Source organism: Yoonia vestfoldensis SKA53 (genome assembly GCF_000152785.1).
Taxonomy (GTDB): domain Bacteria; phylum Pseudomonadota; class Alphaproteobacteria; order Rhodobacterales; family Rhodobacteraceae; genus Yoonia; species Yoonia vestfoldensis_A.
On the sequence record NZ_CH672414.1, the window covers coordinates 699,001 to 718,629 of the forward strand.

General features: G+C 58.1%; 16 protein-coding genes and 1 tRNA gene. 11 read left to right on the plus strand and 6 right to left on the minus strand.

Annotated features, from left to right (window positions below):
- Positions 1–57 precede the first annotated feature (57 nt).
- The 6 genes from SKA53_RS03500 (at position 58) to SKA53_RS03525 (ending at position 6,597) form a co-directional block, all read left to right on the plus strand.
- The gene (locus SKA53_RS03500) at positions 58–1,266 is read left to right on the plus strand and encodes an SAM-dependent methyltransferase (protein ID WP_007204671.1); all 1,209 of its coding nucleotides are present in this window, start codon (positions 58–60) and stop codon (positions 1,264–1,266) included.
- An 80-nt stretch (positions 1,267–1,346) separates the two neighbouring features.
- Positions 1,347–1,787 carry a TrgA family protein gene (locus SKA53_RS03505; protein WP_007204672.1) on the plus strand — a complete coding sequence of 147 codons (441 nt, stop codon included), beginning with the start codon at positions 1,347–1,349 and terminating at the stop codon, positions 1,785–1,787.
- 126 nt (positions 1,788–1,913) lie between these two features.
- Entirely contained in the window at positions 1,914–2,945 is a 1,032-nt protein-coding gene (locus SKA53_RS03510) for a cysteine synthase A (RefSeq protein WP_040483101.1), read from the plus strand.
- A complete protein-coding gene (locus SKA53_RS03515) occupies positions 2,942–5,254 on the plus strand; it encodes a DUF3772 domain-containing protein (protein ID WP_007204674.1) in 2,313 nt (770 codons plus the stop codon). Before SKA53_RS03510 ends, SKA53_RS03515 begins: the two co-directional genes overlap by 4 nt.
- Positions 5,251–5,967, plus strand: a complete 717-nt coding sequence (locus SKA53_RS03520; protein ID WP_007204675.1) for an alanyl-tRNA editing protein — start codon at positions 5,251–5,253, stop codon at positions 5,965–5,967. Before SKA53_RS03515 ends, SKA53_RS03520 begins: the two co-directional genes overlap by 4 nt.
- A gap of 3 nt (positions 5,968–5,970) precedes the next feature.
- On the plus strand, positions 5,971–6,597 hold the full coding sequence (locus SKA53_RS03525) for a M35 family metallo-endopeptidase (protein ID WP_007204676.1): 627 nt from the start codon (positions 5,971–5,973) through the stop codon (positions 6,595–6,597).
- On the opposite strand, the gene SKA53_RS03530 is transcribed toward SKA53_RS03525, so the two are convergent.
- The gene (locus SKA53_RS03530) at positions 6,594–7,748 is read right to left on the minus strand and encodes an AI-2E family transporter (protein WP_007204677.1); all 1,155 of its coding nucleotides are present in this window, start codon (positions 7,746–7,748) and stop codon (positions 6,594–6,596) included. The genes SKA53_RS03525 and SKA53_RS03530 overlap by 4 nt on opposite strands.
- Positions 7,749–7,874: 126 nt before the next feature.
- Here SKA53_RS03530 and SKA53_RS03535 point away from each other — a divergent pair.
- A tRNA-Ser gene (locus tag SKA53_RS03535) sits at positions 7,875–7,964 on the plus strand.
- A gap of 562 nt (positions 7,965–8,526) precedes the next feature.
- On the opposite strand, the gene SKA53_RS03540 is transcribed toward SKA53_RS03535, so the two are convergent.
- From SKA53_RS03540 to SKA53_RS03565, 5 genes are all read right to left on the minus strand, one after another.
- Positions 8,527–8,997, minus strand: coding sequence for a UPF0149 family protein (locus SKA53_RS03540; protein WP_278007859.1), 471 nt, complete (start codon positions 8,995–8,997; stop codon positions 8,527–8,529).
- A gap of 218 nt (positions 8,998–9,215) precedes the next feature.
- Positions 9,216–10,967 (minus strand): SulP family inorganic anion transporter, encoded by a 1,752-nt coding sequence (locus SKA53_RS03545; RefSeq protein ID WP_007204679.1) that lies wholly within the window; start codon positions 10,965–10,967, stop codon positions 9,216–9,218.
- A 1-nt stretch (position 10,968) separates the two neighbouring features.
- Positions 10,969–12,633 carry a sulfatase-like hydrolase/transferase gene (locus tag SKA53_RS03550; protein WP_007204680.1) on the minus strand — a complete coding sequence of 555 codons (1,665 nt, stop codon included), beginning with the start codon at positions 12,631–12,633 and terminating at the stop codon, positions 10,969–10,971.
- Positions 12,633–14,819 carry a cytochrome P450/oxidoreductase gene (locus tag SKA53_RS15125; RefSeq protein ID WP_007204681.1) on the minus strand — a complete coding sequence of 729 codons (2,187 nt, stop codon included), beginning with the start codon at positions 14,817–14,819 and terminating at the stop codon, positions 12,633–12,635. Before SKA53_RS15125 ends, SKA53_RS03550 begins: the two co-directional genes overlap by 1 nt.
- Positions 14,816–15,628 carry a coniferyl-alcohol dehydrogenase gene (locus tag SKA53_RS03565; RefSeq protein WP_007204682.1) on the minus strand — a complete coding sequence of 271 codons (813 nt, stop codon included), beginning with the start codon at positions 15,626–15,628 and terminating at the stop codon, positions 14,816–14,818. Before SKA53_RS03565 ends, SKA53_RS15125 begins: the two co-directional genes overlap by 4 nt.
- A 93-nt stretch (positions 15,629–15,721) precedes the next feature.
- Between SKA53_RS03565 and SKA53_RS03570 the strand changes: the two genes are divergently transcribed.
- The 4 genes from SKA53_RS03570 to SKA53_RS03585 all read left to right on the plus strand — a co-directional run bounded on the left by SKA53_RS03570 (position 15,722) and on the right by SKA53_RS03585 (position 19,623).
- Positions 15,722–16,621: a LysR family transcriptional regulator gene (locus tag SKA53_RS03570; protein WP_165474481.1), complete on the plus strand. Its 900-nt coding sequence runs from the start codon at positions 15,722–15,724 to the stop codon at positions 16,619–16,621.
- A gap of 117 nt (positions 16,622–16,738) precedes the next feature.
- Positions 16,739–17,773, plus strand: coding sequence for a TRAP transporter substrate-binding protein DctP (dctP, locus tag SKA53_RS03575; RefSeq protein ID WP_007204684.1), 1,035 nt, complete (start codon positions 16,739–16,741; stop codon positions 17,771–17,773).
- A 111-nt stretch (positions 17,774–17,884) separates the two neighbouring features.
- Positions 17,885–18,316, plus strand: a complete 432-nt coding sequence (locus SKA53_RS03580) for a TRAP transporter small permease (RefSeq protein ID WP_007204685.1) — start codon at positions 17,885–17,887, stop codon at positions 18,314–18,316.
- An 11-nt stretch (positions 18,317–18,327) separates the two neighbouring features.
- Entirely contained in the window at positions 18,328–19,623 is a 1,296-nt protein-coding gene (locus tag SKA53_RS03585; RefSeq protein ID WP_007204686.1) for a TRAP transporter large permease, read from the plus strand.
- Positions 19,624–19,629 lie beyond the last annotated feature (6 nt).

The window sequence follows — 19,629 nt, forward strand, 5'->3', positions numbered from 1 at the left end:
CGCAAAGGTTAATTAGCTGTCAACGCAGTCACCACAAATCTTACGAACGGAATACGCATGATTCTGACGACCACGCATGGGCAGACCGGACTGCCGCGGTATTTCAGCAATGTCTTTGACACGCTCAAGTCGATGAAACGCGGACGGCTCGATATCATCCTGCCCGATGGCCGCCATTTCCGTGCCGACGGGGCCGAACCCGGCTATGTCGCCGAAGTGCATGTCCACAATACCGATGTCTTTGCGCGCACCGTGCGCGAAGGCGATCTGGGCTTTTGCGAATCCTACATGGACGGCTGGTGGTCCACGCCCGACCTGATGGCTTTCATGGATCTGATGCATGACGACATGGAACATATCTATGACGGCTTTCCAGGCCAGTTTCTGGTGCGGTTTTATGAACGGGTGCGGTTTTGGTTGCAGAACAATTCGAAAAAGCAGGCGCGCAAGAACATCAGCTATCACTATGATCTGGGCAATGAATTCTATGGTCTGTGGCTGGATGACACGATGACCTATTCCTCGGCCAAGTTTGTCACCGGTCAGGAAAGCATGGAAGCAGGCCAGATCGAAAAATACAAAAGCATGGTTGACCAGATGGGCGTGCAACCGGGCGATCATGTGCTGGAAATCGGCTGTGGCTGGGGCGGGTTTGCCGAATATGCCGCCAAGGAACGCGGGCTGCGCGTGACCGGTCTGACAATCAGCCAGGCGCAGCATGATTATGCGGTGGAGCGGATGCAAAAGGCCGGTCTGTCCGACAAGGTCACAATCAAGATGCAGGATTACCGCGACGAAAAAGGCATCTATGACGGCATCGCCAGCATCGAGATGTTCGAGGCGGTGGGCGAAAAATACTGGCCGGTCTATTTTGAAACCCTGCACGACAGGCTCAAGCCCGGCAAGAATGCGACCTTGCAGATCATCACCGTCGAACACCGGCGCTGGCATGTCTACAAACGCGGCGTCGATTTCATCCAGAAATACATCTTTCCTGGTGGCATGTTGCCCAGCCCCGTTGTTCTGCGCCAAGAGATTGAAAAAGCAGGGCTGCAAGTCGCGCAATCGATCGAATTCGGCGAAAGCTATAGCCAGACCTTGCGCCGCTGGCACGACACGTTCAACGCGCGCTGGGATCAGGTGCAGGCGTTGGGGTTCGATGACAGGTTCCGGCGGATGTGGAACTTTTATCTGACCTCTTGCGCGGGGACATTTCATAGTGGAAACTGCGACGTCACGCAGATAACGGTGACCCGCGCGTCCTGATCGGGGCGTGTTGGTGTAAGGTTTCAAGTGTTTGGTAACGAGTATGAGGTTGCAAGATGTCGGTATCGTATCGGTCTTCTATGCCCACAGCCGCGCGTTTGGCTGGGGCGATTTTGTTCGGGCTTTGGGGTTTTTATCATGCAGCGCTGGCTGCGCCGTTTTTCCTTGAAGGCAGACCGCCCAGGTCTTTCCTGCCGGCCAGCGTGATCATCGGTCTTTACCTTGGCTGGCGCTATGTGGGGCGGCGCGCGGGCAACGGATATGGCGCCGCCATCGGGGCCGGTGTGACGGCGGGGTTTGCCTTTGGCTTTTTGTCACTGTTGGTGATCGCCTTTTCGCAGATGATCCGCCACTCGCTGCACAACCGCTATCAAGGTTTGTCAGATGCGATCCTCGATATCTTCGATCTGATGATCTCTGAAAGCAGCCGGTTTACCGATATAAACCTGTTCATAAGCCTCTTTGGTGGTGCCGTTTTATGTGCTTGGGTGACGGAATATGTTGGACAGAAATATCGCTAGGTAGCGGACCTTTTCGTTCACAGGGCCTTGGTGTCACAAGGGCTGATCCGGCCCTGCTGCGCGCGATGGGTTGATGTCGGGCGGGTGCGGTTCTACACATCAAGGGTGTAATGAAAGGCCCTGATGATGCAGATCCGCAATGATTTCGCCGAAGCAATCGGCAATACCCCCCTGATCAAGCTGCGCGCCGCATCGCAGGCGACAGGCTGCACCATTCTGGGCAAGGCCGAATTTCTGAATCCTGGCCAATCGGTCAAGGATCGCGCCGCGCTTTACATGATCAAGGATGCCATCGCGCGCGGCGATCTGCGCCCGGGTGGCACCATCGTCGAAGGCACGGCAGGCAATACAGGGATCGGACTGGCGCTGCTGGGCTCGTCGATGGGGTTCAAGACGGTGATCGTCATTCCTGAAACCCAAAGTCAGGAAAAGAAAGACATGCTGCGCCTTGCGGGCGCCAAGCTGGTCGAGGTGCCTGCCGCCCCCTATAGCAACCCCAACAATTACGTCCGCTATTCCGAACGGTTGGCCATTGCGCTGCGCGAAACCGAACCCAATGGCGTGATCTGGGCCAATCAGTTCGACAATACGGCCAACCGGCAGGCCCATGTGGAAACCACAGCCCCTGAAATCTGGGCGCAGACGGATGGCAAGGTGGATGGGTTCATTTGCGCGGTGGGGTCCGGCGGCACGCTGGCAGGCGTCGCGCTTGCGCTGCAGCCCAAGGGCGTCAAGATCGGGCTGGCCGACCCCGAAGGATCGGCGCTGTATAATTTCTATGAACATGGCGCTTTGAAATCCGAGGGCGGGTCGGTGTCCGAAGGCATCGGGCAGGGCCGGATCACGGCCAACCTTGAAGGTCTGACCCCCGATTACGCCTATCGGATTCCCGATGCCGAAGCCTTGCCGCTGATCTATGACCTGATGCAGCACGAAGGTCTGTGCATGGGCGGGTCCACCGCGATCAATATGGCGGGTGCGATCCGCATGGCGCGCGATATGGGGCCAGGCCATGTGATCGTGACGATCCTGTGTGATGTCGGCAGCCGGTACCAATCCAAGATCTACAACCCCGCCTTCATGCGCGAAAAGGGTCTGCCGGTGCCGGCATGGCTGGAAGAAAAGGCCGATGTGCCATCGGTGCGCGCAGCCGTATGACGGCACGGTCGCTGGTCTTTCGCCTGCTCGTCTGCCTGTTGTGGCCGATGGCCGCGCTGGCGCAGGACGCAGCGCCATTGCCGGGTGGACCCTATGACGATACCGCCGTGTGGTCCGCGCTGGCCGAACGGGCCGAAACGCTGGTGATGCGCGACACATCCTCGCAATTTGCGATCATGCGGCTGCGTGCAGAACTGGCGGGGTGGCGCGACCATTTCCTGTCGCAGAGCAATGTCAACGCGAACAGGCTTGCGACGGTGAATGCGCAGCTGTCCGCATTGGGCGCCATGCCAGACAGCGGCGCAGAACCAGCACAGGTCGCCGACAGGCGGGCCGCACTGCAGGCGCAGCGTGACGCCCTGCTGGCGCCCCGCGCGCTGGCGCAAGAGGCCTTTGCGCGCGCCAACGGGCTGATCAGCGAGCTGGACATGAAGGTCCTGCAACAACAGACTGCCCAGCTGTTCCAGCGGGGGCCGTCGCCGCTGAACCCCGCGCTCTGGCCGGCGGCGGCCAGTGCGACATGGCAGGTGTTCCGCACCGTCGGCGCGGAAACGCTGGCTGGTTTGCAGGTCCAGTCCGGTAACAGGCGGCTGTTGGCGAACCTGCCGCGCGCGGCCTTGTTCATCGGCCTTGCGGTGTTGCTGGTCGGCTATACGCGTTGGTGGCTGGTGCAATGGCGTGCGCGGTTGTCGCATCGTGACACGTTCCTGCTGCCGATCTGGCTGTTTCTTTTGTCGCTGATGCAGATCCTTGTCTCGCTGGTCGGGCTGGTGGCCTTGGCGCAGGGGCTGGATACGCTGGCGATCTTCGGGCTGCGCGGACAGGCGGTGATCGCCGCGATCCCTGCGGCGGGGATGACGGTGGTGCTGGGCTGGTGGCTGGGCCGGCAGGTGTTCAGCGACGGCACACTGCCTGCGCATCTTGGGTATGGCAAAGACACCCGCGCCAATGCGCGGCGGATCACGCTGGCGCTGGCATGGGTACTGGCCTTTGGTGCCGTGTTCGAGGCGGCGGCGGGGTCTGTCGATCTGGCAGCGGGGGTTGCGGCCACCATGGGCTTGCCGGTGATCGGCGTGGCTGGCGCATTGTTCTGGCAGCTGGGACGGTTGATCAAGACGCCCCCCATCGCATCCGACACCGCGCCTGTGTCGCAAGGCCGGATGCGGATACAGGTTGGCCGGTTCTGCACGATCGTGGCGGTGGCAAGCCCGGCGCTGGCCGCTGTGGGCTATTCGGCGGCGGGGCAGGGGATTTTGACATCCTCGATCCTGTCGCTGGCCTTGTTGGGGGCGATCCTTGTCTTGCAGCGGATCGTGCATGACATCACTCTGCGCCACGCATCCGCCGACGAAGCCAAAGGCCTGATGGCCCTGCTGCCTGTCCTTGCCAGTCTGGCGATCTATCTTGGCAGCCTGCCGGTCCTTGCCCTGATCTGGGGCGCGCGCACCGACGATATTCTGGAAATTTGGAACCGGTTCCGCGAAGGGTTTGCTATCGGCGAGACGCGGATTTCGCCCACCGATTTCCTGACCTTCGCCATCATCTTTTCGCTGGGCTATGCGCTGACGCGGTTCATTCAGGCCACGTTGCGGCGCACCGTATTGCCACGCACACGGCTGGACCTCGGCGGGCAGAACGCCATCGCCGTTGGGTTTGGCTATGTCGGTATCTTGCTGGCGGCGCTGATCGCGATCACATCGGCGGGGATTGACCTGTCTAGCCTGGCTATTGTGGCGGGGGCGCTGTCGGTGGGCATCGGGTTTGGCCTACAGAATATCGTGTCGAATTTCGTGTCTGGCATTATCTTGCTGATCGAACGCCCGATCAGCGAAGGCGACTGGATCGAGGTTGGCGGCCAGATGGGCTATGTGCGCGCGATCTCGGTGCGCTCCACGCGGATCGAAACCTTTGACCGGACCGATGTCATCGTGCCGAATGCCGATCTGGTCAGCGGGCAGGTCACCAACTGGACCCGCGGCAATCTGGTAGGTCGCGTGATCGTGCCGGTGGGCGTGGCCTATGGCACCGATACCGCAGTGGTCGAAAAAATACTGTCCGAGATCGCGCAGGCGCATCCGATGGTCATTGTCACGCCGCCCCCCGCGGTGTTGTTCATCGGTTTTGGCGCAAGTTCACTGGATTTCGAGATCCGCGCCATCCTGCGTGACGTGAATTTCGTCCTGCGCGTCAAATCCGAGATGAACCACGAAATCGCCCGCAGATTTGCCGCCGAAGGGATCGAGATTCCCTTTCCGCAGCAGGATCTGTGGCTGCGCAATCCCGAAACCCTGAAAGGCGATCCCGCATGACCACCCCGTTGTTTCGTGACGATGCCTATGCCCGTCAGGCCGAAGGCCGCGTGCTGGACATCACCTCTGAAGGGGGGATCGTACTGGATGCCTGCCTGTTCTATCCGACCGCAGGTGGCCAACCGGGCGACAGTGGCAGCCTGTCATGGCAGGGGACCACGCTGGATATCGCCACGGCGGTCAAGGGCGAGGGGGACAGTATCATCCTGTTGCCGGCCGAACCTGCCCCCTTGCCATCTGTCGGACAGAGCTTGTTGCAAAAGTTGAACTGGGACAGGCGATACCGCCATATGCGTGTGCATACTGCGTTGCATTTGTTATCGGTCGTGATCCCATTGCCGGTGTCGGGCGGGGCTATCGCCACCGATAAGGGGCGGCTCGATTTTGACATGCCAGATGCCCCGGAGGACAAAGAAGCTCTCGAAGACGCGCTGAACCGGTTGATTGCCTGCAACATGGCCGTGACCGAGGAATGGATCACCGAGGCTGATCTTGATGCGCAACCCGATCTGGTGAAAACGATGTCGGTGCAGCCACCGCGCGGGTCGGGCCGGATCAGGCTGGTGCGGATCGGGATCGGCGCGGAAACCGCCGATCTGCAACCCTGCGGCGGCACCCATGTCGCCAATACATCCGAAATCGGGCCGGTGCGGATTGGCAAGATTGAAAAGAAAGGCCGCCAGAACCGGCGTGTCTATCTGCATCTGGACTAGGCCATGCGGGTGATATTGGTTGTTTTATGTCTGCTGGGGGCGCAATCCGCGATAGCGCAGAATGTGGTGCATTGCAGCCCCGCGCAGGATGTGATTGTGCGCGCCGCATTGGACCACGCCAAATCCCTGGCAATCACGGCTGCCTCCGCGGTGGGCGATACACCGGATTATGCCCGCTGGTTTGGCACCTATTCCGACCGTAACGCCGAAACGGCGCGCGCCACGCTTAAATCGGTGGTGCGGGCAATCCGCGCGGGCGGTGTCAGCTTGCAATGCGACACCCTGCGCGACCAAGGGTGTGGCAACGACGAATATGCGTGGGTCTATGCGGATAAACCTTATCATATCTATCTGTGTCCATCTTTCTTTGACATGCCCGTGCTTGCATCCCTGCGGCCTGGCACCCGCGCCAGTGACAATGGCACCCGCGAAGGCACCTTGATCCATGAGTTGTCGCATTTCCGCAGCGCCGGTGGGACCGAGGATCATTGCTATACCCGCCGCGATTGCATGGGCATGGCTCTGCAAGAGCCTGACCTCGCGATTGAAAACGCCGACAGCTATCAATATTTCACCGAAGATGTGATCTATTACGCCAGCCAACCCGTCATAGGCAAAGCGAGCCCCTAAATGCCGCCTGAGGGTTTCGGCGGCTTTTGGAAAACGTCACGCTTGGCCGTTTCATTCAGCATCTGTTCGGTGTCGGGCAATCCTTCGCGTGACAACAAGATTGCAAAGGGGCGCAGGTGAGGCACATGGCTGCATACCACCAGCAACATGACCATGATCGGCACCGACAAGAACATGCCCGGAACGCCCCAGACAGCCCCCCAAAACGCAAGCGACAGGATGATCCCGAATGACGACAGCCGCAGCGCGCGGCCCATGAGCATCGGGTCGATGACATTGCCGTTCAGAAACTGGATACCGGTCGCGATGACGAATATCGCCAATGTCGTATTCGGGGCGCCGAACTGCACATGCGTCACCAGCGCGATCAGGCCGGTTGCAAGGATCGACCCGATATTGGGGATGAAATTCAAAACAAAGGTGATGACGCCCAGCGCGGTTGCCAGTTCCAGCTGGAAGGCAAGGGCCAGCGCATAGACCATCGCACCGGTGATGCCGCTGATCACGGTCTTGACCAGCAGGTAATAGTTCACGCGGTGGATGATCGACTGGATGATCTTGCGCACGCGCAGGGCCTGCGCCTTGTCGCCGATCAGGCTTTCAAGCTTGGTATCGAACCAGATCCGTTCGGCGAACAAAAACCCGACGAACAGGATGATCAAAACGGTGGCCTGTGTGATGCCGCTGGCCTGTCCTGCCGCGCTGCGCAGATAGCTGGTCGCATCGATCGACCGGACCGCGTTGAAAATGGCGGCCTGATTATCCTCGCTTAGCCAGCCAAACATCGACGCAATCGCCGATGGCGCCCGTTCGGTATAGGCCAGCGTCGTCACCAGCACGGTGTTGACCTGCGCCAGCAGCACCGATGTCAGGATCAGCAAGGCCGTCGCGATCAGCACCATGGCCGCGATGCTGGCAATGGCATTTGGAATCCGCAACGGGCCGATCCGCTGGCGGGCGATGAAATTGATCACATCGCTGGTCAGGCTGAACAGGATGATCGCGGTCGCCAATGAAATCAGGATGAACCGGGCCTGCACCAGCAGGAACAACACCACCGCAAAAGCGATTATCATCAGCGCGCCGGTCTGCAGCCGGGCCGTATCGATACGCTTTTCCGGGCTGGTCGGCTTGGGCGGGTCATGCAACATCGGGGGTCAATAGCTCCGCTTGGGTTAGGGCAATATAGCGGGGCTGCGGGGCAGGGGCAAACAGGCAGAACAAATCGTTCGGAAGGTCTTGCAAAGTCTGCCAAGTTGCGGCTAAACCCGCGCAACGGACAGGTGGCCGAGTGGTCGAAGGCGCACGCCTGGAAAGTGTGTAGGCGGGAGACCGTCTCCAGGGTTCGAATCCCTGTCTGTCCGCCAAATCACCCCCTTAAATCATTGTTTATATTATATTATATAGTTTATGATCGGTATCCAGATACATCTATGGATACACTTTATCGATCAACAATGGTCTGACCGTAAAATAAGTTCGTAAATCTTATAGCCAACTTGAAATGCCTTGCTGTGTATAAAACTTATCTTGCGAGACAAAGGGTGTTGTTGGTTTTGACACACTCCCAGTTTGGTGAGCATGTCAGTCGGCAATTGTATGTAGCGGTTTTGAAAATATGGGCCGCTAGCAAAGTTCTGGTAAATTTAGGCTCATAACCTGAAGGTCGTAGGTTCAAATCCTACTCCCGCAACAAAATATTCCAAATATATCAAATGCTTAAGTTGGTGGTATCATAATACCATCGGCCTTTTGCACGTTTACGTCAACACCACGTCAACAAATCACGAGCCCCCCAATCTGCAGGACCGTGTTCGAAGGACAAAAGGGTTTGGTGTGTCCGAATACCCTGCAGCCTCTTGCATGGCTTGGATCGGTGGCTGGGACATTCACAGATCGCAACGAAACAAGACCGGAATTCATTATTTTTCAATTCCGGCCACAGCACTGCTTGTACTTGCGGTCCGATCCGCATGAGCAGGGATCGTTCCGCCCGGGGCGGGGTTCCGCCTTGTGTGGCTTACCAGGGAGATTGGCTGCAACCGTCCCAGCCAGCTCAGGGCGCGATTGATGCAGGATCGTAGCCACGCAATTCGGGATAAGATCGGGCGCCTCGAGGTCGATTTCATCAATCTCTTCTTCGCTGAACTTACTTTTGCCGGTGTATATATCCTGCAAAGCCAGCAGGAAGATCATGGTGCTGCGGGTTTCTTCATCGGCCCGATCTAGCAGCTTCTCCCAGGCATCCGGTCTTAGGCCCAACGCGCGAGTGTAACCATCTACCCAAGGTTCCCACCGTATTTCGTCACTGTTCGTGTCAATCTCGTAAATCGGCTCGATCCAGAGCGACAGAGACATTGCCTGCGCAACGGCATTGTAATGTGTCATAACGGCACGGATCGTTTCCTCAGCCTATTGTAGAGAGACTGCATTTAATGGGGGTAGGTCAGGCGAATTACCGGTGTCACGCCACTAATGAATAGGGTGCGGATTGTATCGGGTTCGACTACGATTATGCGACCTGCCTCCTGCGGCCGCAGCTTGCCTGCGTGATGGCGCCTATTGTTCTTCCAAGACTAGACCACGGCTGGTGCAGGTTCAGCCTAAGGCGGCTCAGCTTATGTCTGGTGGTGCGGTTGTTCTGCGCATTCTGTGAAAACGCGCTTGATGCAGCCTGCACAAATGCTCTGGTCAAGGTGTCGGACAGTGGCGCCAATGGCATCTCCCTTGGAGATGTACAAGCAATCGGTGTCCAGTTCCTCCAGCACATGGAACCGGCGCAGGCATTCCAGCAGCGGCGGAAACAGCGCGACGATCCGAAATGTGCCGCCTTGGGCCCTGATCTCACGGATGGCATGAACAAGAAAATCGGCACCCGAAAGGTCGATCTTGCCCACGCCCTTGAGATAAAAGATCACATGTATCTGTTTGGGCCGCTTTGCCCGCAGTGCCTGCCACTGAGCCTCGATATGTTCGACTGACCCAAAGTAAAGGGGTCCGTCAAGGCGCACTGATACCAGTTGCAAACATTCTGGCACGCCGTGCAGGTCGGCGTTGCGAAACTTGCGACGACCCGATGCTGAAATCACTGGCGCACTGACGCGCAGTGATGGATGCGCGCTTTCATAAATGAATACCGAAAAGGATGCGATCACACCGACATAGATCGCGAAATCCAGCTCTAGCAAAAGGCCCGCACCCAACGTCAGCCCAAGGATCAGTGTTTCGGGCCGCGAAGTTTGAACGATGTGCAGAATTTCCTTTTTGTCGATCAGCCGCCAAGCGACATAAATAATCAGGCCCGCCATAGCTGGTTTCGGAATAACGGTGATGTAGCTGCCAAGGGCCAGCAGGATCGCCGCTAAAAAAAGGCTGGAAAAGATTGCGGCAAGCGGGGTTCGCGCGCCCGATTGCTCGTTCACGCCCGACCGCGTGAACGAGCCTGACCCAGCATAGCAGCTGAAAAAACTGCCCACCGCGTTGGACAGGCCCTGAGCGATCATTTCCTGATTGGGGGCAAAGGGTTCCTTGCGCCGAATGGCAAAAGTGCGCCCGATCGAGATCGCCTCGAGCAGGCCGACAAGGGCGACCGCCGCCGCGCCAGGTGCCAACAGGGCAATGTCAGACCACTGGATCTGTGGCGACGACAGGCTGGGCAGGGCGGCTGGGATGGCGCCCAGCATTTCAACCCCGCGATTTGCGGCATCAGTCGCAACGGCAACGCCTGCTCCAACCCCTAGCGCAATCAGAAAACCTGGCAGCCGCGGGGCAAAAGCCTGACAGATTGCTACCGTCACCAAAGTGACCAGCGCAATCATCACCGCGAAGAGGTTCACGTCACCCGCCATTGCCGCCACACGGTGGACCCGCTCGATCACATTGCCGCCCCCCGCTATGCTGACGCCAAGCATACCCGCAAGCTGGCTAACCGCGATCAGCAGCGCCGCTGCCGCCGTAAATGCGACGATAACAGAATGCGAAACAAAAGAGACAAGACCCCCCAACCGTGCGACACCAGCCAAGATCTGAAACAGCCCCACCAACAACGTCAGCAGCAGGGCAAGTTCGATGTAGCGCGCCGAACCAGCGGGCGCGATACCTTGCAGCGTCACGAAAACCAGTGCCGAAATCGCCGTGGTAGGCCCTGAAACCATGACCATGGACGATCCAAACAGCGCGGCCACGATGGCCGTTACCATGGCGGTGTATAGGCCAAATTCAGGCGGCAGTCCTGCAATCGTTGCAAAAGCAACCCCTTGCGGCAGGACGATCGCTGCGCCAGTCAGCCCCGCGAAAAGATCAGCCCTGATCGCAGATGACGAAACACCGCGCAGCCATCGGCCCGCAGGAAACAGCGACAGGCGCTTCATTTCAGGACGGCTGATCGGGGCGCGGCCTGCCGCGATAGAACTGCGTCATCTCTTGCGGCAGGTCAGCCTCGTCATAGACGCCAAGTGTGATCCCCCGCATCGGCGAACGTCCGCGTTCCGTGATAATTTGCGCATCCGTGCGTGTGGTGCGCTGCGACAGGCGGCGCGCCCAGATTGCCAGGCGGTCATTCATTTGCGCGATGATGTCCCGATGTGCCGCGCTTTCGCCCAAATCGACATATTCTAATGGGTCATTTTGCAGATCAAATAACTGGGGGCGCATGCCTTCGGCGTGCATGAACTTCCACCTCGCATCGGCAATCATGAACAGCCGCGCTGACGAAGGATCTTTTGCCAGTTTCGACACTGCGGGGTTCATGGAATAGTCATATTCGCTTACAACGTAGTCGCGCCAGTCTGGCGTCTGCCCATGCAGCCAAGGCATCAGTGACCGACCTTCCAGAATATGTGGCCGCTCCGCGCCGCCCGCTACCTCTAGGAACGTTGGCGCCAGATCAATCGCCTCGACCAAGGCATCGCAGGTCGAACCGCGAGTGACATCCGCTTGCGGACTGGGGTCGCGTATGATCAGCGGCACTTTTACCGACGGCTCGTGGAACAGGTCTTTTTCACCCATCCAGTGATCGCCCAGATAATCCCCGTGATCAGATGTCAGCACGATCAGCGTATCATCCCAGCGGCCAGTATCGCGCAGCCAAGCGAACAGCCGCCCCATCTGGTCGTCGCATTGCTTGATCAGGCCCATATAGGCAGGGATCACCGCCTCTCGGACTTCGTCGCGGCTGAATGCCTTGCCGATGCGCCCGTCCATGAAGGCTTTGAAGACTGGATGCGCTTCGGTCAGCTCGCGCTTGTGCCGCGCGACGGCAAGAACATGCTCTGGCCCATACATGTCGTTATAGGGCGCTGGTGCGATATAGGGCCAGTGCGGTTTGATATAGCTTAGATGCAGGCACCAAGGCGTATCGCCCGCCTGTTGCATGAATGCGATCGCGCGCGATGTCATATAGGGCGTTTCGCTGTCATCCTCGCGGATCGCCGCTGCCTTGCGCGCATTCTTGAGAAACCACCCCGACGCCATTTCTTGGGGGTCGTCGTCCTTGCGGCCACTATTTGCAAAGTCGTGCCAAGGGTTGGCGCTGTGATAACCATTCTCGCGCAGCCAATCATTGTAGACAGCAGCGCCATATTTTTCATCATACAGGCCGTCTGGCCCCTCGGGGCGCATACCGTCGTCGCGTTCCCAAACGTCGAAACCGCATTGTTCGACACGCGCACCGATGACGCTTTCGCGATCAATGCCCAGCCATGCCATACCCTCGTCGTCGGCCTTCATGTGGGTTTTTCCCACCAGCCAGCAATCCATTCCAGCATCGCGCAGATGGTCGCCGATCGTGCGTTCGCCAACCTTTAGCGGCACACGGTTCCATGTTGCGCCATGCGAATGTACATAGCGCCCTGTGTAAAAGCTCATCCGCGAGGCGCCGCAGACGGGCGACTGCACATATGCGCGGGTAAAACGCACTCCCTCGGCGGCCAGCGCATCGATATGCGGCGTTTGCAAATGTGGATGCCCAGCGCAGCTAAGGTAATCCCACCGAAGCTGGTCGAACATGATGAATAGAATGTTTTTAGGCTTGCCCATCAGACGTCAAGAACCAGTGTTTTTGTCTTTGATCGGGAGCAACAGACGGTAATCTGCGCATTGGATGCCTTTTCCAGATCTGTTTGCACCATATCCCTATGGTCTGGCATCCCCTCCAGCACGCGGGTCAGGCAGGTGCCGCAGACCCCCGACTGGCAAGAAACCTGCACGGCGATGCTGTTTTCCGCCAACTTATGCGCAATCGTTTCGCCAGGCTGAACCACGAAGGTCTTGCCAGATTTCTTGGCAACCACGGTAAAGGGTGCGCCGTCGGTATTCACCTCGGCGCCAAAATGCTCAAGGTGAATGGTGTCTTTGGTCCAGCCATGCGCATCAGCCGATCGCACGATGAAATCCATAAATCCATTTGGCCCGCAGACATACAGGTGATGATCGTGCGCCGCATTGGACAGCACCGCGTTGATGTCAAGCTGCTGATCCTTGGTGCCGTCGTCGGTATGCAGATGCACTTTGCCGCCAAAGCGCGCCAACTCGTTCCGAAAGGCCAGACGGTCCAGAGTGCGCCCGCAATAATGCATTTCCCACGAGGCGCCAGAGCGTTCCAGCGCATAGGCCATGCCGAGCATCGGCGTGATACCAATGCCGCCCGCGAACAAAATCGTATGGCCTGCATCCGCGATAAGCGGGAAACTGTTACGCGGCCGACCGATGCGAATTTTTGCGCCCTGTTGGAACTTGGCATGGATCGCCGCCGAACCGCCCCGCGAATTGGGGTCCAGCAGGATGCCCAGCCGGTATTTCATGCGATCAGCAGGATCACCCGTCAGGGAATACTGCCGGATCAAACCAGATTTCACATAGACATCCACATGCGCGCCCGCGTCATATGCGGGCAGGGGCGATCCATCGGGACTGTGCAATTCAAGGCTGATAATATCCGTGGCCGCGGCTGTGCGTGTGGCGATCGTGACGTCCAACCACGGGCTGGCGGCATCAATGCGGTCTGCGTCATGCAACACTTGGTCGCCCAAATGCACCCGAACTGGCATTGTGGCATAGCCCCTGATGGAATTGTTCAGAGCGATCTGGGGCGCTGCGGTCAATTCGAAACGTGCAACGCGGCGGCGCAGCGCCCGCACCAAGCTTTGCATCTCAAGTCGGGCCAGATGCATACCCATGCACATATGCACCCCCTGACCAAAGCCGACATGATCATGCACGTCGCGCGTGATGTCAAAACGCGCGGGGTCGGGGTATTTGTTCGGGTCACGGTTGGCCGACGCGAACATCACCAACACACGGCAGCCTTGGGGCAACAGATGACCCGCCAATTTGCTGTCTTCGGCGACATAGCGGGTCCATCCGCGCACGGGCGCTGCGATGCGCATGGATTCTTCGATGGCATTGGCAATTAATTCGGGGGTGTCGCGCAGTTTCTGCCATTGATCGGGGTTTTCAGCAAAAAGACGGATCAACTGCCCCGAAACCGAAATTGTCGTGTCCAAGGACGGGTTGATGTAATCGCGCATCAGCTGCGCGCAGGTTTCAAAGCTGATGCCGCGTTCGGGGCCGACCTCGAAAATGCGCTTGGCCCAGCCCCCATCCATCAGTTTTTCAGGGCGGCCATATTCAATCAGGAAATCGCGCAGATCCTTGAGGTCCTCAAACGCTTCTTTTGTCCGCGCGTTGTCGGCACCGAACAGGTTGAACGTTGCCGAGGCCCATTTGAGCATCTGCGCGCTATCCACCACTGGCGGCAGGCCGACTAATTCGGCAACGATTGTCACGGGCAGGAAACGCGCGAAATCGGCGATCGCGTCAAACTCGCGGCGCTGGCAAAGTGTATCGACCAACCCGTCAGCCGCGTTCTGGATACGGCCTTCGACCTCTTTTAAGGCACCGGGCAACAGCGGCTCAGAGGTGATGGCGCGCGTGCGGTCATGCGCTGGTGGATCAGAATTCAGCGTCGAGCCGATCAAGATATCGTTCACCTTTTGCAGTGGCGATACCCCGCGCGCATTCGAATAACGCAGCGGTTGGCGCAAAACTTCGCTGACTTCGCGATAGTTTGGCAATGCGTATAGATCATGCTTTTCAAGATAGACGACTGGACCCAAGGCACGCAGTTCTTCGTAAACGGGATAGGGGTCGCTGATTGACGCGTCAGAATAGAAATCTATCGCAGAAACAGGGATGGCCTTTGTGGCCTGATCTATCTTGTTCATTCGGCCATTTCCTTTTCGGGCAGGCGCAGACCGTGTAGGTCCATCAGGTCGGCCTGGTTGAATGCACCCATCCCCCCATCGATAGCGATATCGGTTCCCTTGATCCAGTTCGATGCAGGCGACAGCAGGAATGCGGCAATCTTGGCGATTTCGTCGGGGCGCCCTGGGCGACCGGCCCGCGCGACGTTGCGAGCCATTTTCGCGCCGAACGCTCTTTGGAAATCGCCAAGGATGCCAGTGGCAATGCCACCTGGGCTAAGCGAGTTGATCCGAAAGCCGCGGTTCACAATCGTCTCGGCTTCGGCAAGGGTCCACAGGATAACCGCCTCTTTGGTCAGATTGTAACAGCGCGTGGCGTCAAGTTTTTCGTCAACAATAAATTGCGCCAGCTGATCACGGCGTTTTAGCCGCCCCAAGCGTTTGACCTGTTCGACACCATCGCGCCAACCGTGGCCTGCGCGGCTGGCCATATTAATAATCGAGGCATCGGGGCGCAGCAACGGCAAAACAGCATATGTCAATGCGCGCGTTCCAAGGAAATTGACTTGTAGGATCGTTTCCTCCAGCCCGTCACGCGGCGGCAGGCCCGCGTTATTGCACAGCCCATCCAGCGGTTCGCTGATCGCTTGGGCCGCCTGTTGAATACTGTCGGCATCATTCAGGTCCAGCGGGATAAAACGGTCGATATTTTCGACGGTGTGCTGAATGTCAAAACCGATCACTCGGTGGCCTTGGGCGGTCAGAATGCGGGCAAGTTCCGCACCGATACCACTTGCAACGCCAGTCACTGCGTAGGTCAGCTGCTGCATGAATTACCCTCCCAAATTGTGGGCAATCTATTGGCGGCAGGCCTATCAAGAATAGACTTGAAAAAGCGCTACGTATTTGATCTGCTTATCACCATGAAGGTGCAGCACATCCAGATCCTTGTCGCGATTGCCGAACACGGCAGTCTGCGCGGCGCAGCCAAGGCGCTTGGGAAATCGCAGCCCGCGATGACGCAGGCATTGCGCCAAGCCGAAGATGATTTGGGCGTTTCGATTTTCGCGCGCACGTCGCGCGGCGTAGAGCTGACCGAGGTGGGCGAGCGTGTTCTGGTGCGTGCCCGAACCATTACCTCGGAAATTAATCGTCTTGACGAAGAAGTCACGCAACTGCGTGGTGAACAGGCTGGCGCAGTGCATGTGTGCGTATCACCCTTGGCGGCGGTGCGGATCATGCCGCGGGCGCTGACCTTGTTTCGCAAGACCCATCCAAAGATCGACGTGCGCCTGACCAGCGGCCTGTTTCCCGGCGCCCTGAAACCGCTGCGTGAAGGGCGCACTGATATTGTGATCGGTCCAGCCCCGCCCGCAGGCATGCTGCGCGAGATTGCGATTGAACATTTGGTCGATACACCTATTCAGGTGATCACAGCGGCAAATTCGCCCCTTCTATCTGCACGATCACTGGGCGATCTGGCCGAGGCGCAATGGATCATGATTGGCGCGCCAACTGGACCGGGCGATATTTTCCGGCAGCCGTTTCTGGACCATGGATTTGCGCCACCGCACGCGACAACCACATCCGAGTCATACTTTGGCGCGCTTGCCCTTGTCGAAAGCCTTGGGGCTGTCTGCACCTTTCCCCAATTGCTGTTGGATGATGTGCAAAAGACATGGCGCATTGCGCCAATCCCCATCCAAGAAACGATCACGCCGTTAAAAATATCGCTCATGACGCGGGCAGGGCACCCGCTGACACCTGCGGCCGATGCACTGGCGAATTGTATTCGCCGTCGGGCATCGTCGATATTGCGATAAGCTAGATAGATCGCGATCAGAGAATTGGCTTTGATCATTATCGCCGATCAGGGTTATCACACCCCAGCAGAAGGTGCGGGAGGTGCCTTCTAACTCACTAAGGGAGGAGGCCCCACAATGATCACACGCAAATCGCTTTTTGCTTCGCTTTTAGCTGCCAGCGCTTTGGCTGGACCTGCTGCATCACAAACCGAATTGACATTCAATATATTCTTTCCGCAAACGCATTTTGCATGGCCAGTGTTTCAGGCGTGGGCGCAGGATATCTCGGCAGCGACCAATGGGCAGGTCAGCATCGCATTTCCACCGCAATCCGTCGCGCCGCCGCCAGGCATCGTCGATGCGGTGCGCAACGGCGTGGCGGACGGTGGCTTCATCTTTAACGGGTTCATCGGCCAGCAGTATCCTGGCACGATGTTGACGCAAATGCCGTTCATTGATTTGGGCAACAGCGAGGCGATGTCGGTTGCTTTTTGGGAAACCTATCAGGAACATTTCCTAGGGGTCGAGGATGTGCGCGGCGTGAAAATGCTGTCGGGGTTCCATCTTGGGCCGACGTATCTGTGTTCCACGACCGATGCACCGATCACAACGATCGCAGACTTACAGGCGCGGCGCGTTTGGGCACTGCCTGGCACCATCGCCGACACGCTGGCAGCGATGGATCTGGCGATCACCGCGTCACCAGCGGTGCAACTACAGGAATTGACGTCGCGCAACACTGTTGATGCGCATCTGGGCGTGACCATGGAAACGATCGTCGCCTTCGGCGCGGCACCCTATACGAAATCTTGTGTTGAAATGGCCCCCGCACTGCAATCGGCCAGCTTTTCGATCTTTTTCAACCAGCGTAGCTGGGATCGGCTGTCAGACGAACACCGCGACGCAATCACGCAATTGTCGGGTTCGGCGCTGGCCGCACGCCTTGGCGCGGCGACCGACGTAGCAGACGATGAGGCGCGCACCCAGCTAGAAGCGATGGGCGTCAGCTTTGCACCGATCGACGCTAATCTGCTGGCGGAAATGCAGGCGGCATCATCCAGCGTTGCGCTATCTTGGTCCGAGGCGCTGAACGCGGCCTATGATCTGGATGGCATGGAGCTCATCGCGAAAACCCGCGACCGCGTCGCACAGGTGTCTGCCAACGAATGATGTTCTTGCGGTGCCGCCTTGCGGCACCGCAGCCAGCATCCGCATAAGGGGGGCATGATGCGCATAATCCGCAGATTTACAGTTTTGCTTGGCGCAGTTTGCCTTGTCGCAATGACTGTCTTGACATGCGCCGAGGTCGTGATGCGATACGCCTTTCACAGCCCGATCTTTGGATCGGCCGAGATGATCCAAATGCTGCTGGGGATCTTGGTGTTTTCGGGTATGTTCGCTGTCACCCGCGATCGCGGCCATGTCAACGTATCGCTGTTTGAACCCTTTTTGCTGCGGCATTTCCGGCGCTTGTATCGCAGCATCTTTGACGTCATGACCCTTGTCGGGGTCGTCGCCATCTTTGGCATACTGGGCTGGCGGACGTGGGATCTGACTCATTACCCCGAAACCAGCGTGGTGCTGCGCCTTGAGATGATCTGGATCATCGGGGCCATGGCCGCTCTGGCGGGATTGGCCATCGTCGCGGCCCTTGCCGCCATGGCAGATGAACGTCGGAACACACCGCCACATTCCCCCCAAGATTATGAATAGAAAGTCTTGCCATGGAACTTGCTCTTCTCGGCTTTGCGATCCTGCTGTTTTTGGCCTTCATTGGCGTCCCCCTTGCCTTTGCAACGCTGGCTGTGGGCTTTTTTGGCCTGATGTATCTGCGCGGCTTTGATGCGGCCCTGTCTGTCTCGTCGCAATGGATCGTCGATACCTCGATCAATTATCATCTTTCGATCATTCCGCTGTTCGTGCTGATGGGGGCGTTTATCCACCGTTCTGGCATCAGCAAGGACCTGTTCGACGCTTCTTATGCTTGGTTCGGGCGGTTTCGTGGCGGCCTTGCGCTGTCGGGGATCCTGTCCTGTGCGGGTTTTGCCGCTGTCTGCGGATCATCGCTAGCCACCGCGGCGACAATGACGCGGGTTGCGGTGCCGCCGATGCGTGCATTCAAATACAATGACGGCTTTTCCGCAGGCACAATCGCGGCAGGCGGCACTCTGGGCATCATGATCCCGCCATCTGTGCCACTGGCAATCTACGGCATCGTCGCTGGTCAAGACATCGGCCTGTTGTTCATCGCAGGCATCCTGCCGGGAATCTTGCTGATCTGCCTGTTCATGCTAGCCGCCTATATCGTGACGGCGATCCGCCCCGATTTTGGGCCCGCAGGCAAGGCTATGGGCCTGAGAGAGACACTGCGCGCATCCACCGCGACATGGCCGGTGATCATTCTTTTCGGCATCGTGCTTGGCGGTATCTACACGGGTATCTTTACCCCAACCGAGGCCGCGGGGGTGGGATGCGCGGGCGCGTTTTTGTTCGGTCTGGCGCGCGGCCATTTCATGGATCGTCAAAGCCTGTGGGCCGTATTTTCCGAGACGGTCACAACGACAGCGATGATCTTTGCCATCGTCTTTTCGGCCCTTGTGTTGGCGCAATTCGTCAATCTCACGGGGATGCCTTATGACTTGCAGGCGTTAATCTTGGGCTGGGAATTGGGCCCGATCGGGCTGGTCCTGATGATCTGCGGAATCTGCGTGCTGCTTGGCATGGTGTTTGAGTCAATTGGCATTCTATTGCTGATCATTCCCGTTTTTCTGCCGTCGCTGGATGCGCTTGGCGTAGACCTGATCTGGTTTGGTATCCTTGTCATCATCGTGATCGAACTTGGCCTGATTTCGCCCCCGATCGGGATGAATGTTTTCACTGTGAAATCGGTCGCCCCCGAGATTCCGCTTGGGTCAATCTTTCTGGGGGTGTCCCCCTATATCGTGGCGATGGTGATTGGCGGTGTGCTGATCATCTTGTTCCCGCAGATTGCCACGCTGCTACCCCAAGCGATGAGATAAGGCAGT